The following is a 15,135-nucleotide window of genomic DNA, read 5'->3' as shown; positions in this document are numbered from 1 at the left end:
GGGAAAAACCTCCCCTAATGATGAAGTAATCACTTCAAAATCGCTTGACTACATCCAAATTTTTGTGCCAAGTGCAAAGTTGCCCTTGCACCATAGGAAAATTCCTCAGTGAATGCCTCACCAGTAACGGCTACAACTCGCTCTCCTAAGATTTCCATTGGAGGTCTTGGAGTCGCCAAACCCGCAAGTTGCTCAGGACAGATTGGAATTGCAAGGCCTTGTTTTACAAGCGCTACAACTTCTTCATTTGTTTTCGCTTTTCCATCATAACGACATGGAAAGCCTGCTAGACAAGCACTTACAAGGATCTTGCTCATAATCCACGCGAACCTATATCATGCCGATAAAACATTCCTTGATTATCCAATTTCGCTAATTTTTCATAAAGGGATTTCTGTGTGCTTGCGACATCAATGCCTGTTTCAGAGACTAAATAGACACGACCACCGTTACTTACAAGCTTGCCTGATTTTTCTGCGACACCCGCATAGTAAACATTCAAATCAGCTGGAATGTTCGGTATTTCCAGATTTTTCGTACTTGTTGCAGGATAACCACTAGACGCCACGACAACGCCAAGCGTGACACCATTTTCAAGCCATGTCAGCTCTGGCTCGCGTCCGTCCAAAATCGCGTCAAGCGCAAGCGCCAAATCACTTGTCAAGCGTGGTAAAACGACCTGCGTCTCAGGGTCGCCAAAACGAGCATTGAACTCTATCGTTTTTACACCATTAGCAGTCAAAATCAAACCTGCATAAAGCACGCCAGTAAAGGATTTCCCCTCGGAAATCAGCCCTGCAACTGTCGGTCTAACGACACGCTCAAGCGCTTCGTCCACCACACTTTGTGGCAGATGTAAAACAGGCGAATAAGCACCCATCCCCCCAGTATTCGGACCTTTGTCGCCATCAAAAGCACGCTTGTGGTCTTGCGCAATCGGCATTGGATAAATCTTGCCCTCATGCACAAAACTAAACAAAGAGAACTCTTCGCCATCTAAAAATTCCTCAATGACAACTTTTCCTCGTCCATCCTCAAAAATATCAGCCAGAGCAGCCTCAGCAACTTCCAAGTCCATTGCCACCGTCACACCTTTGCCAGCCGCCAAGCCATCAGCCTTGATGACAATCGGTGCGCCCTTTTCTCGCACATAAGCTAGCGCCTCGTCCAGCCCCTCAAAAGTCGCATAGTCCGCCGTTGGCACCCCATATTTTTTCATGATTTGCTTGGCAAAATCCTTTGAGCCCTCAAGCTCAGCCGCCGCTTTTGTCGGTCCAAATATTCGTAATCCAACTGCATCAAATGCGTCAACTACACCATTCATCAAGGCTGTTTCAGGACCAACAAAAGTCAAGTCAATGTTTTGATTTAGAGCAAATTTGACTAAATTTTCATTATCAAGTTCGGAAATATTGACAATGTGAATTCCGTCTTTTTTCATACCAGCATTCCCTGGTGCGCAAAAAACCTCACTCACCTGAGCACTCTGCGTGAACTTCTTTGCAATCGCGTGCTCACGTCCACCACTACCAATCACCAAAATTCTCATTTTTTTATTCATACTTTCATTTTAGCCCGAACAACAAAAATAAAAAAGCCTGAGTCTAAAGTCAAACTTTTTTATCTTGCTATTGTTCGGAAATAGCCCTTATTCGTATTTGAAAAATTTCACAGTGAGCAAAGCAAAGCCTACAGTCCAAACAAGCGTGATGTAAAGTGCCGCACTTGCAAAGATGTTACCGCCAGTCCATGCGATATGCATCATCTCTAATGCACTAAAATTGGGTAGGTAGTCCAAGATTTGTCTGATGCTTTCTGGAAAAATCTGCTGAAATTGCAGGAGCCCAATTAAGCTGAAAAATCCGATATACATCAGTGATTCTGACATTTTTGCATTTGCTACGATATTTGCCATAAACATACTCATCAGATAACACATGACAAAGCTGATGAATAGCGCAATCGTAAAGCTCAACCAACTTCTACCGCTCAAATCTTTGCCCATCTGGAGATTCATGACCGCAAGCAGAGCGACTGCCATTGTTGTCAAAATTGGCAGACAAGCTGTAAATCCTGTGAGCAGGAAGTCCTTTGCCGTCACTGGTGTCATCCGTAAGCGGCGAAGAAAGCGAGTTTTTCTTGTGTGAATGTGTCCCATGCGACGCCAAAGAAGGTCAAAAACAAGCCTGAGATAAAAAGCCAAAGGACAAAGTGGCTTTCAAGAAAAGCTGAAAGTCCAGCTTCTGGGATTTGCCGACTTATCGCAAAAAGCATGATAAAAGGGAGCGTCAGTCCAACAAGTACATTCATATAATCTCGTGACAAGACCGTAACGTGGTATTTCATCAATCCTTTAAACATGGCTCACCGCCTTTCTCATATTTTTTCGGACAAATTCTTGCAGATTTTTCACATCATGCTTGACAAGTAACGCTTTTGGATTTCCTGATTCAAAAATTACACCATCTTTGAGGAAATGAACAACATCACAGAGCGCCTCAACCTCGTCCATGTAATGACTGACGATAAAGACTGTTTTACCTTTGTTATTGTATTCACGGATAAATTCGCGCACATCTTCACGTGTCGCTGCATCCAAGCCTGTCGTCAGCTCGTCCAAAATCAACAGCTCTGGCTGATGAAAAACAGAGAGCAAAATACTCAACTTCTGTTTTTGTCCACCAGATAACTTCGTTGAACGCTGATTCATGATTTCATCAATGCCCAAAATCTTGATAAATTGTGCAATTTCAGCGTCTGGCTCTCCATAAATATCACGCCAGAGTCGAATGATTTCCTTGACCTTTAAGCGCTGGTCAAAGTCAGCATTTTGTAGCTGCACACCAATATGCTCAAAAAGTTTTTGCTCATCAAAGTCATAGTTGATTTGTCCACTATTTGCCTTTTTAGATTTTGTGATAATATCAACAATCGTTGATTTTCCAGAGCCATTATTACCGACAAGCGCTGTACAAGAGCCTTTCTCAATCGTCAGATTGACACCTTTTAAAACTTGATTATTAGCATAGGACTTTTTCAAGTCTTGAATTTCTATCATCATACTTCTCCTTCCATAATTTCACGCTGCACTTTCTTGCTAAATCCTCCAAGAATCAAACGATAACTCTCATCAATCATCTTTTTGATGAGTTCATCAGGCAGATTTTCTGTGAGATAAATGCTATTCCAGTGCGTTTTGTTCATGTAATAACCTGCAATTATCTTGTCCTTGTGCAACTCACGCAACTCCTCGCCGTGTTCGGGCAAGAGCTTGAGGGTCAAAATTTCCTTCCCATTTTTATCAGTCGCGTGCATGGCAAACATTTTCCCACGGATCAGATAACGATGCGCCTCCCAGTCAGGCTGAAAATCTTTTTCTGCGCCAATTTTTGCTTGTAAGTAATCATCAATCGTTTGTTTCATCTTTTTCTCCTTGTCATTTTCTGTCAGTATGCTGACAGATTTTGATTTACTTCGTCTTTATCCTTATCGTAAATGAAAATAACAGCACTACAAGTGGTAAAATCATGCCTGCAAGTGCAAGATTTTCACTAAATATTTCAAAAAATCGTCCGAGGGCAAACTGTGAGAGTGTCCCTCCCAACATCATGACGGTTATGGCAAAAGCCATTATCTTGCCTACCATCTGCTCGTCAGTACGCTGACCGAGATAGGTAAAATAATTCAGCGAATAAATCACTAAAGTCGTGTTGACCAAGAGAGAACCGACCAATAAAATCCCGTACGCTAGTCCAGGATGCTCCGTCAGCCCAAACAAAACGAGAGTCAGTAACATCAAACTCGAACTGACTATAAGTAAAGTCGCACTTTTCTGGATAGTCACTTGCTTGCCGATTTTGCTGATTAAAAGAACACCCAGCACACCACCAATCATAATAAAACCTTGTGCGAAGCCAACACTCGCCTCTCCCATAAGAAGTCGCTGATGAATGAGAACTGTGGGGAGTAAAGTCAAGATTGGGAAAAGCAGCAATGCATAGAGAAATAAGCCGATAGTGGAGCGCTTGAGCACCTCATCTTCTCGTCCAATGTATCTCAGGCTTGACTTGAAATCTGACCAGCTTGTCCGAAAAATGCCCTGTTCCTGTTTCGTCTTTTTGAAACTGATTTTCAGCTGCGAATTTAGCCCAGCGGCAAGCAAGAAAAGCAAACTACTAGCAATCATGAGACTGGTCAGTCCTAGATGAGCAAGCATAAGCCCTGCAAGCATTGGTGCGAGAACTCCTGAAGCAATCATTAGGACCCATGTGACTTGATTGGCTTTCATCAGCTGCTCCATTGGAATAAGCTGATAAACAATCGTGTCAAAAGCGGGTGACTGCAAGCTTTGCAGACTTGTCATCAAAAAAAGCAGAGAAACTGTTAAGGAAAAATGGTCAAAAATTCCTGAAAAAATCGTGTAAATTCCAATGAGCAGTGCAATCAGAAAATTAAAAATGGTAATAATCCGCCTTTTATTCATCCGGTCAGCCAGCACACCACCGACCGAGGTAAAAAGTACAAAAGGAAACCAAGAAAGTGTCATCACTGTGCCTAAAAGCGTAGCATTACCCGTTTGAGTCAAGATATAGACAGGAATTGCAAAGCGTAAAAATGCCGTTGCAATCTCAGCCATATCAAATGAAATCATGTAAAGAATGAAGTCACGATTCCAAAACTTTTTCGCTGTTTCTACTTTTTCCATATTTTCCTCTCATTATTTATTGAGTTCATGTTATTATGAATTTCTCATTTTATTCTAATTAATATTTTAACAAAAAGCCATTCATCTCAAAAGCAATATAGATGTGTTAAGCTCAGGCAAAGAATAAATTAAGAGAGTTAAAAGATTTATCCAGTAAAATATACACATTATCAGAAAAATTGAGTTCAGCCTCCTAAAAGTCGCACTCACATCTTAGAAAAGGAGAAAATATGAGCAATAACTATCAGGCTAGAACGAGAAAAAAGAGGATGACTCCTCTATTGATTTTGACTGGACTAATCGCAATTCTCTTTGCTGCAGGCGGATTTGCTGGCGGTTACTTTGTCGGACAACACCATGCCAACAGCAAAACTTCGGCGAATTTTACGAAAGGTCAGGGGCAAACAGGCGGATTTGCTGGCGATAGGAAAAATGGCGATATGGGCACGGTCAGCACGATAAGCTCGTCATCAGTTACGATTAAAACAAGGTCTGGTTCGTCTGAAACTTTCACAATCAATAGCAGCACAAGCGTCCAAGAAGCCCAGATGGGACAAGGTCCTAATCAAGGCGGAACGACTAGCTCATCGTCATCTGATGATTCATCAAGCAGCGCAAGTCTTAGCGATGTTACCACAGGCTCAAATGTCGTGATTATCCCAACGAGCAGCACATCAAAAACGGCAAAAACAATCATGTTAATGCCGAGTGGTATGGGAAATAATGACAATTCTACTGCTGGTAATTCATAAAAAACGGCTCTATTTCTGATGTGAAATAGAGCTATTTTTATTCAATCATTCATGAAATTCAATCACCATTTTGATCACTTCCTCGCGCGTTTCGGGTCCGCTGTGTTTTGCCCAATTTCCCAAAACGTAGAATAGACCTGCTGCCATGAAGTCGTTCCACCATTGGCGTTTGGTGCTGACGTAGTCCTCCCAAGTCGTTGTTTTGTCATAAAATTCGGCGAGTTTTTTGGTAAAGACCTGAAAAATCAGGAGATAGTAGCCTGCTTGCGTGGCTTTTCTGATTTCAGCGCCTTGGCTGGCAAAAAAATCAACGAGTTTTTCGGCGAGAATCTGGCTGTTGATTTCTGTCAGATTTGACAGATTATCCAAAAAGTCACCGTATATTGGCGTGAAATACTCCAGCAGCACCTGCTCTTTGCTCTTGAAATGGCGATAAAATGCCATTCGGCTGACTCCTGCTCGCTCGCAAATCTCGGTTACTGACAACTCTGAAAGCGTGTGCTTATCCAGACATTGCATGGTCGCCGTGATGATAAATTCGTGAAAAGATTGATACTGATTCTTGCGCTCGGTCATGTTACACTCCTTTGAAACTGTCAATTTTAGCGCTTTGACAGTCGTTTTATCTTGAAAAATGACGCTCCAAACGTTACACTTGTATCATATCACAAAGGAGCGAAAAAATGAATCAGCAAATTCCATTTGACAACTACAAGTTTAATTTTAAAACAACTGCAAAAAAAGTGATGAAAGATATTGACTTGACTGGGAAAATCGCACTGGTGACAGGCGGTTATTCAGGCGTTGGGCTAGAAACGGTTAAGCAATTTGTCAGTGCTGGCGCGCAAGTCATCGTTCCTGCTAGACGGCTTGATGTGGCACAGACAGCATTGACAGGACTGTCAAATTTGACAGTTTTACCAATGAACTTACAAAATCCTGTCAGTATTCATGATTTTGCTGACAGCGTCAAAAGTAAATTTGACAAGATTGACATTTTGGTCAATTCTGCTGGAATCATGTATGTTCCGCTGCAGCGCGATGAGCGTGGGATAGAATCTCACTTTGCGACCAATCATCTCGGACATTTCCAATTAACAATGGAGCTTTTACCCTTGCTCAAAGCAGCTGGAAATGCCCGTGTCATCACAGTTTCTAGCCGTGCTCAACAGTCCACAGGCTTGCTGGCAGACTGGAACTTCACTGACGAAAGCACCTACAGTCCTCAAATCGGCTATCAGCAATCAAAAACGGCAAATGTCTTGTTTTCCGTCAAACTTGACGCACTCGGACAAAAAGACGGCATACGCGCTTTCGCCGTTCATCCTGGCATGGTCCTTATGACAAATATCGGTCGCGAGCAATTTCATGTCGCCCCCTGGCAACGGACAATCGCTGACAAGTTCGGTTTTATTCATATTCCTGTCTTTTTTCAAGGTCTAAAAGCTGGCTTTGACCGTAGCAAATATCGTTATTTCAAAACCACTCGTCAAGGCGCAGCAACACAAGTTTGGGCAGCCGTCAGCCCTGACCTCACTGACAAGGGTGGTCTTTACTGCGAAGACGTCAATATCGCAAGACTGATGGCTGACAGCGAAGCTGACAACTTTGGCGGCGGTGTCCGTCAACACTCGATTGACCTCAAAGCAGCTGACAGACTTTGGGAAATTTCTGTCAGTAGCACTGGGCTGGATTATTGAGGAAAATTAAAGTGATTACTTCATTAGTGGGGACCCCTTTCTTACCCTACAAATGGTAGGGTACAACCTCTAGGTGTAACAACTAAGCGGCCTGTACGCAGCTAGAGCTGCAACAGTCTGCTTAACATCAAAGATATGAGATCTCCTTGTCCCAGAAGTCTAAGTGCTATCTCCGCCCTTTGGGCTACGCGATGAACATCTGTCCTTTTTATCTAGCGACTGAAGCGTCTGATAAAAAGGCAAACAAAACAGTATAAATTCTATTCAATATTCTGGCGCTTCTTCTTCACCAGCAGCGATTTTAACCATTTCTTCTGAGAGTGGTTTTTCTTTCATGAAGATAGCGAGGATAAAGGAAATTGCCATGAGCGGAAGAACCCAGAGGAATGTGATAGAGAAGCCGTGCGCCAAATGTGCTGGAAGTAGGCTGTTTCCAGTCGCATTTGCCAAGATAGAGGCAAAAATAACGGAGCTAAATGAGCCACCAAGACTTTTAAAGAAATTGAGTGCTCCTGTGGCTGCCCCGATATGCTGAAAAGGCACGGCATTTTGCCCAGCAACTGTGACGGTTTGAATCATTGCCCCTTGTCCAAGACCGCTGATAAAGAGTGCTGCTGCGACATACCAGACATTTGTATGCTCACCTATCATTCCCATCATCAGCGCACTAATTGCAATCAAGCTACTAGCAAAAACAGGGAGAATTTTATAACGACCTGTGCGTGTGATAAATTCACCAAGTGATGCTGAGGCTATGATAACCCCAATCATCAGCGGAATCACGGTTGAGCCTGCGCTACTTGCAGAATAACCACGAAGCATTTGGAAATACATCGGCGTGAAAAGCATGAAAACAAACATTGTTGCTGAAACCAAGAAAAATTGAATCGTAGATATCGTGAAAATATTGGATTTGAAAAAAGTCAATGGTGTAATCGGTGCTTTTACCTTACGTTCGATCAAGATAAAGGCGAGGAGCATGAGGGCAGCGGTCGCAAATAAACCGATACTTTGTCCTGAAGCCCATGTCCATTTTTCACCGCCAAGACTGAGGTTGAGCAAAAGTGTCGCTGTCGCAATCGAAATCGTGACTGCTCCCCAGACGTCAATCTTTCCTGAGATTTTACGTTTTTCAAGATGAAGGCAAGCGCCAATAAAAACGAGTGCCACGATGCCAATCGGAAGATTAATGAAGAAAATCCAATGCCAGCTGAGTTGGTCTGTAATAAAACCTCCCAAGAATGGTCCTGCAACCAACGCAACAGATGGAACCAGCCCAATCAAGCCTTGATAGCGTGAGCGTTCGAGTGGTGGGACAAGATCACCGACCACTGCCATACAAAGCGTTGCGAGACCGCCACCACCAATGCCTTGAAAAGCACGGCTGGCAATGAGCAACCACATATTGCCTGAAAGTCCGCACAAAAGCGAACCAATCAGAAAAATACTGAGCGAAACTTGAAGCATGAGCTTGCGCCCAATCATATCACCAAGTTTGCCAAAAATCAGCGTAGTAACGGCGCTTGTAATCAAGTAAGCAGTCGTTACCCATGTGACTTGATTGGCATCACCAAGTGCCTTGCCGATTGAGCTTAGACTTGCTGCCACGACCGTTTGGTCAAGTGTAGAGATAAATAGCACCAGCATGAGTGGAATCATGAGCAAGCGCATATTGTTGTGTTTTTCCATTGTGAAATAACCTGGCTTTCTTTTGGTAACTCAGTTACCTTTTACAAAATTATTATACTCGGTTACTTTTTATTTGTCAACAAAAAAGTTACCGAGTTACTAAAAATATGTTATAATCAATTTATGAGCTTAAGAGAAGAAAAGAAAAAAGCCAAACGGCTTGAAATCATAGAAAATGCGCTGCGCCTTTTTGAAGAAAAGGGCTTTGATGGCGTAACCACCGAGGAAATTGCGACAGCCTCAGCGATTGCTAAAAAAACCCTTTTTCAATATTTTTCGAGCAAGGACGATATTATCTTTAATGATGAAACCATTCTCCTAGATTTAATCTCGTCTTGGCTGAGGTCAAATCCTGACAATGTTTGGGAGAGTTATCCTGACTTTATCCGGCAGTGTATCGCTGACGATGATGACCCGAAAAACTTTTTCAATATCCCAAAAATCATTGACGAGACGCCACATTTGCGGCTGCGCCTCCTCAAGACTTGGGCGCTTTATGAGCAAACGATTGCTGAGCTGCTTGTCGAGTCTGCTTATTCTGCGCTTGACGCTCGTATTCTGGCGAATAAAATGACGCTGACTTTGCGACTGCTTTTTGATGGTTCTTTTTCGGTAGAGGATGTTTTGAGTCATGTTTGATTGGAGATGAAAAGCGCTTGGTTGAGCGCTTTTTCTTATTCTCCTACCAGCTCTAAAATCTCCAACAAATCAGAAATCTCACGCTCAGGTTTAATATCTTCTGAATACATAAGATGTTTTGGATTGTACCAAACCGTGTGAATACCAGCGTTTTTGCCACCCAAGATATCCGTTGCAAGACTATCGCCGACAATCGTAAATTCCTTACGTTCTGCGCTATCAATCTGCGCAAATACACGGTCGAAAAATTCGCGAGAAGGCTTATGCGCCCCTACTTCTTCGCTAATGAAAATTTCTTGGAAGTATTCGGCAATACCCGCTTCCACAATACGAGGTCGCGACACACGCGATGTACCATTACTCACAACATACATCTCCTGACGACGCTCTGTCAGCACTGACAGCAATTCTTTAGCATGGCTCATCAGCTCATGCCCCTCTGACAAATAGGTCTGATATTCCGCATCAATCGCAACACCATCAAGCCCATCAGACCAGACATTCAGTGCCTCAAAAGCCTTCACAAATCGAGTCGAAGTAAGCGCTTCGCGCGACATTCCACCCGACTCATGAATCCGCCAAAGTGCTTTGTTTTCTCGTGAATAAATCGCCCGATTTTCAGCCGTATCAGCAATGTGATAATGCGCAAAAATCTTGCCCAGCGCATCATACTCCGCTTTGTCAAAATTGAGAAGAGTGTTGTCAATGTCGAAAAGTAAAACTGTCATAATAAGATGTGAGCCCGACTGCTCAGGAGTGTAGCAATTTAGGAAAATGTGGTTCTGCACATAGTGCAGGTTCCATTTTATCTAATCGCCTGCCGCACGGTCTTGGCGCTTCAGCGCTTAGACTTCGCGGACAGCAACAATGTGATATCTTTGATGTCACATTGTCGCTAGCTCCTAGGAGGGCGAACTCAGTTCCTTTCTCATTTCTTAGAAAATATTCTATCTCATATTTTATCAAAAAAAGACAGCTCTGTCAGTAAATTGACAGGCTGTAAGTTGATTTCAATGTCTAAAATGTCTCACCCCAGTGAACACCATGGCAATCCCGTACTTGTCGCAAGCGTCAATCACCTCTTGGTCGCGTACCGACCCACCAGGTTGGACGATGGCTTTGACACCTGATTTTGCGATTTCGTCAATATTGTCAGCAAAGGGGAAGAAAGCATCTGACGCAAGCACAGCATTTTCTGTTAGTTCACGAGACTTCTCAAATGCGGCTTCCAGCGCGATTTTAACTGAGCCAACACGGTTGGTTTGACCTGGTCCAACGCCCAAAGTCTGGTGTTCATTGGATACCAAAATTCCGTTTGACTTGACAAATTTGACCGCTTTCCAGGCAAATTTCAGGGCTTCAAACTGCGGTGCTGTCGGCTGAGTTTTTGTTGCGACTGTCCATTCTGCTGGATTTTCTACAATGACATCTTGATTTTGCACCAATAGTCCGCCAAGCACGCCGGTGTATTCCATCTCAGATTTGGAAGCTTCTGCTTCAGCGAAATCAAGCTGGAGCAAGCGCAGATTTTTCTTCTTCGTCGTCAAAATTTCCAAAGCTTCGGCAGAATAGCTTGGTGCAATGATGATTTCAAGGAAAATTTTGTGCATTTTTTCAGCCGTTGCTGCGTCAACCTCACGATTGAGTACAACAATGCCACCGAAAATTGACACAGAATCCGCTTCAAAGGCATAGTCCCAAGCCTGCTCAATCGTGTCGCTCGTTCCAATCCCACAAGGATTCATGTGTTTCAACGCCACAACGGTCGGTGCTGCTGTGAAATCGCGCGCAATTTTAATCGCTGCATCCGCGTCACGAATATTATTAAATGAAAGTGCTTTTCCATTGAGCTGCTTGCTCTGCGCAATCGAGTAACTCGTTGAAAGCGCCGTTTGATAAAATACTGCAGCTTGATGTTCATTTTCACCATAACGCAAACGTTGATTGACATCATAAGTCAATGTCGTGCGCTCAGGATCTGTCACGTGGAGCTGCTTGCCTAAATAATCCGCAATCAGCGCATCATAACTTGCCGTATGGCGAAAAACCTTGGCAGCCAAACGTTTTCGGGTGGTTAACAGCGTTTCCCCAGTATTTGACAGCTCTGTCAAAACAGTTTCATAATCTGCTGGGTCTGTCAAAACGGTTACCGCAGCATGATTTTTAGCCGCTGAGCGTAGCATTGAGGGACCACCAATATCAATCTTCTCAATCATCTCTTCATAACTGCCGCCTGCAAGTAATGTTTCTTTGAACGGATAAAGATTAACCACTACAAGGTCAATCGGCTGAATCCCATACTCATGCATTGCCTTAAGATGGCTTTCAACATCTCGTCGTCCGAGGAGTGCCCCATGCACCAAAGGGTGCAAGGTTTTCACACGGCCATCCATCATCTCAGGAAAACCCGTAACATCATCAATCGCAATGTTCGGAATTTCGGCAGCATCCAAAGCCGCTTTTGTCCCTCCCGTTGAAATAATCTCCCAACCCAACTTGACCAATTCTCCGGCAAATTCTACAATCCCCGTCTTATCTGAAACACTGATTAATGCACGTTTTGACAACTTTATATCCTCACTTTTAACTTAGCAAGTGCCTGCTAATTCCCCCACCTCTATAAGGTGACGAGATAAGCAGCACTAAGCTCTGCTTTCGTTCTACTAACATTGGTGGAGAGAAAGAATCCCCACCAATGAAGTAATCACTTCAACATCATTTTATCTCTATCAGCGTGCTGACAGCCTGTCAGTATACTGACAGAAGTTTATAATTCTATTTTAAGCTTATTGTTCGCTAATAAAAAGTCCTAGAGTAGTTCTCTAAGACTTTTCAAGTTTATTGTTCGGAAATAATATATTTTATTCTTGTCTTACAATACCTAAATCAAAGTAGCCACAATTGCAGCAACATTTGTAAAGAAAAATCGGACTTAGACTTGATTTTATTTATTCCACTCCACTCTTCTACCTATAAACAAGCTTATCCTGTCAGCGCTGACAGCCCCATCATCAAATCAAAAACTTAGTCTTTAATCAAAAATTCCTGATTAAACACCCCAATATAAGGCAGTTGACGATAGCGCTCCGCATAATCAATCCCATAACCAACGATAAACTCATCAGGAACCTCAAAACCAACATAATCCGCCTCAATCGCAACTTTTCGCCCAGCTGGTTTATCCAAAAATGAAATAATCTTCACAGAATTCGCCTGCCGCTCTTCAAGCAAGCCTTTCAGATAGAGCAAAGTATTTCCTGTATCAATAATATCCTCAACAATCAAAATATCTCGCCCATGTGCTACTGTTGATAAGTCCTTCAAAATTCGCACCTCGCCTGATGAAGAAATCCCATAACCATAGCTCGTCACGTCCATAAAATCAACCTCCGCATCAATCGAAAGTTCCTTGAGTAAATCAACAGTAAACATGATTGACCCTTTCAGAATCCCGACAACCAGTGGATTTTTTCCTGCATAGTCCTGCGAAATCACTGCCGCTAACTCTTTCACGCGCACAGCAATTTCTTCTCTAGTAAATAAAACTTCTTTTAAATGTGGATGCATTTTTCTCTCCATTTTCATAAACTCTAGTAAATCTTTCCTAAAAAAACAAAGTTTAGGGCAATTTTAGGATGCTCCTCTATTTTAGTGTATTTTTCAATAAACAAAAAGGAATAATCAGATCTAGGCCATTTTTTTACCTTTTATTGTTCGGAAATATCGAATAATTTATTAAAAAAGGTTTTCCCTATTTTTTAGTTTATAATAAAGATACACGATTTGAACAAGAAAGGAATCAAAAAAATGAAAATTGCTGAAAACGTTGAAATGCTCGAAGTTAAAATTCCTAGAGGTGAGCAGACCATGACCCTTTATCCAACCCTCATATGGAATGATAACCATCTCGTTCTTATTGACGCTGGACTCCCAAATTCAGGCGAAATCATCGCTCAAGCTATCAAAAATGCAGGTTTTGATGCCAAAGATTTGACAGAAATTCTCTTAACTCATCAAGATATTGACCATATTGGTGGCACTCGTGAACTGCTCAAGTTTGCCCCTCAAGCCAAAGTTTATGCTCATGAAATTGACGCCCCCTTTATTGATGGCAAGAAAACACCAACCAAACTTGAGGCTTTAGAGCAACGCAAAAACAGCCTCTCCCCAGCTGAACTTCCCTTTTACAATATGCTAAAAACAGGCTTTGCTACGGCTCATCTTCCTGTTGATACCCTTCTTCGTGATGGAGATGTCCTTGACTTATGCGGTGGCATAGAAACCGTCTTCACACCAGGACACACCCCAGGTCATGCTAGTTTCTACCTTCGCAGTAGCAAAATCATGGTCGTTGGTGATGCCGCGAATATCGCAGACAACAACGAACTTCACGGCTCAAATCCAGCCATGACTTGGGACAATGAAAAAGCTGAAGCTTCGCTTGCAAAGATTAAATCTTATGACCTCAATGGCGTAATCTCTTATCATACAGGTTATCTGAAATTCTAATATTGTCTAACTTCTAAAAACTCTTTTTAGGAGTTAAAGATTTGAGTTTCACACAAACTACATCTTGCACAAGTGTAAGGTAAGAGCGTTGAACTAGTGTAAATTTCCTTATATAAAAGCTCTGAAAAAACTTTTCGGAGCTTTTATTTTCACACAAAAATAGAAGCCAGCAGCTACCAGCAACTTATACTATATCTTATCCATTGGAAAACGAACAACAGATTGATGTCGCCATCTAACTTCAGGCAGCTCCATGACATATCTGCAGACACTCTACGTTCATTTCACACCACAGGTGTCCATCACTCTACATCCGCTTTGCTCCACCGTCCATTTGCTCAGCTTCTAATACTGTTTGACTTTTAAACCTACGGCTTAAAAGTCAAAGTTTGCGTTTCACGCAAACCACCTCTTGCGCGAGCGCAAGGCAGTATAGTTGCAGTTCATCTTTAATTTTACGTAGTAAAACTATTAGATGAACTAGTATAAAACAATAAGGGCAAAAAACACACACTTTGACTTCCAAACATGATTTCTAAGAGTTGAACAGTAGTGATTACCTACAAATCATCTTTTCTATCACATCAGGATAAAGTCGATATTCCACCTCATGCACGCTTTGCTCATATTCTGCTAGGTTCTCAAGATAAGGCAGTGCCACTTGCGCAATAATCTCTCCCGTATCCACACCCTCATCAACATAATGCACCGTCACACCCAATCCTCGCTTAGCTTCCCAGCTTTCTTCAATAGCGTGCGGTGAACCTGCAAAATTCGGTAAAAATGATGGGTGAATGTTGATGATTCTTCCTCCATACTTCTTAAGCAGAGTTGGACCAATAATCTTCATATAACCCGCAAGTACAACCAGCTCTATCTTTTCACGCTCTAAAATCCCAACCAGCTCTGATTCATAAGTCGCTTTATTAACAAACTCTTTCAACTCAAAGCTTACAGCTGAAATATTCAACTTTTCCGCACGTTTGAGTACAAAAGCCTCATGATGGTCAGAGAATGCCAACTTCACATGATTTGGAAATTTCTCCGCTAACACCTGAAAATTAGAACCATTTCCCGATGCAAAAACTGCTATATTCATTTGATCTCCTATCTGGAAAACTGCGCTAGCAGCTAGGAAATT

17 protein-coding genes are annotated in these 15,135 nt (G+C 42.5%); 4 read left to right on the top strand and 13 right to left on the bottom strand.

Going from position 1 to position 15,135, the window contains the following annotated elements:
• Positions 1-29: 29 nt before the first annotated feature.
• From FLP15_RS13595 to FLP15_RS07285, 7 genes are all read right to left on the bottom strand, one after another.
• Positions 30-317, bottom strand: a complete 288-nt coding sequence (locus FLP15_RS13595; protein WP_142766574.1) for a 2-thiouracil desulfurase family protein — start codon at positions 315-317, stop codon at positions 30-32.
• Positions 314-1,549: a phosphoribosylamine--glycine ligase gene (gene purD, locus FLP15_RS07310; protein WP_142767461.1), complete on the bottom strand. Its 1,236-nt coding sequence runs from the start codon at positions 1,547-1,549 to the stop codon at positions 314-316. Before purD ends, FLP15_RS13595 begins: the two co-directional genes overlap by 4 nt.
• 99 nt (positions 1,550-1,648) lie before the next feature.
• Positions 1,649-2,110, bottom strand: coding sequence for a hypothetical protein (locus FLP15_RS07305; protein WP_223804577.1), 462 nt, complete (start codon positions 2,108-2,110; stop codon positions 1,649-1,651).
• Positions 2,107-2,361, bottom strand: a complete 255-nt coding sequence (locus FLP15_RS07300; RefSeq protein ID WP_142766572.1) for a hypothetical protein — start codon at positions 2,359-2,361, stop codon at positions 2,107-2,109. The genes FLP15_RS07305 and FLP15_RS07300 overlap by 4 nt, the downstream gene beginning before the upstream one ends.
• Positions 2,354-3,061 (bottom strand): ABC transporter ATP-binding protein, encoded by a 708-nt coding sequence (locus tag FLP15_RS07295; RefSeq protein ID WP_142766571.1) that lies wholly within the window; start codon positions 3,059-3,061, stop codon positions 2,354-2,356. The genes FLP15_RS07300 and FLP15_RS07295 overlap by 8 nt, the downstream gene beginning before the upstream one ends.
• A complete protein-coding gene (locus tag FLP15_RS07290) occupies positions 3,058-3,423 on the bottom strand; it encodes an MmcQ/YjbR family DNA-binding protein (RefSeq protein ID WP_142766570.1) in 366 nt (121 codons plus the stop codon). Before FLP15_RS07290 ends, FLP15_RS07295 begins: the two co-directional genes overlap by 4 nt.
• Positions 3,424-3,469: 46 nt before the next feature.
• Positions 3,470-4,705, bottom strand: a complete 1,236-nt coding sequence (locus FLP15_RS07285; protein WP_142766569.1) for an MFS transporter — start codon at positions 4,703-4,705, stop codon at positions 3,470-3,472.
• Positions 4,706-4,935: 230 nt separating this feature from the next.
• Here FLP15_RS07285 and FLP15_RS07280 point away from each other — a divergent pair, with 230 nt between their 5' ends.
• Entirely contained in the window at positions 4,936-5,457 is a 522-nt protein-coding gene (locus FLP15_RS07280; protein ID WP_142766568.1) for a hypothetical protein, read from the top strand.
• Positions 5,458-5,502: 45 nt separating this feature from the next.
• On the opposite strand, the gene FLP15_RS07275 is transcribed toward FLP15_RS07280, so the two are convergent.
• Positions 5,503-6,033: a TetR/AcrR family transcriptional regulator gene (locus FLP15_RS07275; protein WP_223804576.1), complete on the bottom strand. Its 531-nt coding sequence runs from the start codon at positions 6,031-6,033 to the stop codon at positions 5,503-5,505.
• Positions 6,034-6,140: 107 nt separating this feature from the next.
• Here FLP15_RS07275 and FLP15_RS07270 point away from each other — a divergent pair, with 107 nt between their 5' ends.
• Complete coding sequence (locus FLP15_RS07270) at positions 6,141-7,157, top strand: SDR family NAD(P)-dependent oxidoreductase (RefSeq protein WP_142766567.1); 1,017 nt, start codon at positions 6,141-6,143, stop codon at positions 7,155-7,157.
• 264 nt (positions 7,158-7,421) lie between these two features.
• Here FLP15_RS07270 and FLP15_RS07265 read toward each other — a convergent pair whose 3' ends face one another.
• A complete protein-coding gene (locus FLP15_RS07265) occupies positions 7,422-8,846 on the bottom strand; it encodes an MDR family MFS transporter (protein ID WP_223804575.1) in 1,425 nt (474 codons plus the stop codon).
• 123 nt (positions 8,847-8,969) lie between these two features.
• Between FLP15_RS07265 and FLP15_RS07260 the strand changes: the two genes are divergently transcribed.
• On the top strand, positions 8,970-9,485 hold the full coding sequence (locus FLP15_RS07260; RefSeq protein ID WP_142766566.1) for a TetR/AcrR family transcriptional regulator: 516 nt from the start codon (positions 8,970-8,972) through the stop codon (positions 9,483-9,485).
• A 35-nt stretch (positions 9,486-9,520) separates the two neighbouring features.
• Here the strand turns inward: FLP15_RS07260 and FLP15_RS07255 are convergent, their stop codons facing one another.
• From FLP15_RS07255 to hpt, 3 genes are all read right to left on the bottom strand, one after another.
• Complete coding sequence (locus FLP15_RS07255) at positions 9,521-10,213, bottom strand: YjjG family noncanonical pyrimidine nucleotidase (protein WP_142766565.1); 693 nt, start codon at positions 10,211-10,213, stop codon at positions 9,521-9,523.
• Positions 10,214-10,495: 282 nt separating this feature from the next.
• Positions 10,496-12,052 (bottom strand): bifunctional phosphoribosylaminoimidazolecarboxamide formyltransferase/IMP cyclohydrolase, encoded by a 1,557-nt coding sequence (purH, locus tag FLP15_RS07250; protein ID WP_142766564.1) that lies wholly within the window; start codon positions 12,050-12,052, stop codon positions 10,496-10,498.
• A 457-nt stretch (positions 12,053-12,509) separates the two neighbouring features.
• Positions 12,510-13,052, bottom strand: coding sequence for a hypoxanthine phosphoribosyltransferase (gene hpt, locus FLP15_RS07245; protein ID WP_142766563.1), 543 nt, complete (start codon positions 13,050-13,052; stop codon positions 12,510-12,512).
• 240 nt (positions 13,053-13,292) lie between these two features.
• On the opposite strand from hpt, the gene FLP15_RS07240 reads away from it, so the two are divergent.
• A complete protein-coding gene (locus tag FLP15_RS07240) occupies positions 13,293-13,994 on the top strand; it encodes an MBL fold metallo-hydrolase (RefSeq protein WP_142766562.1) in 702 nt (233 codons plus the stop codon).
• Positions 13,995-14,550: 556 nt separating this feature from the next.
• Here FLP15_RS07240 and purN read toward each other — a convergent pair.
• Complete coding sequence (purN, locus tag FLP15_RS07235; protein WP_142766561.1) at positions 14,551-15,093, bottom strand: phosphoribosylglycinamide formyltransferase; 543 nt, start codon at positions 15,091-15,093, stop codon at positions 14,551-14,553.
• Positions 15,094-15,135: the final 42 nt, after the last annotated feature.

The sequence above is a fragment of the Lactococcus protaetiae genome, assembly GCF_006965445.1.
In the GTDB taxonomy this organism is placed as follows: domain Bacteria; phylum Bacillota; class Bacilli; order Lactobacillales; family Streptococcaceae; genus Lactococcus; species Lactococcus protaetiae.
Note: the sequence above shows the minus strand (reverse complement) of the source record. Positions and strands in the feature narration are given on the sequence as shown.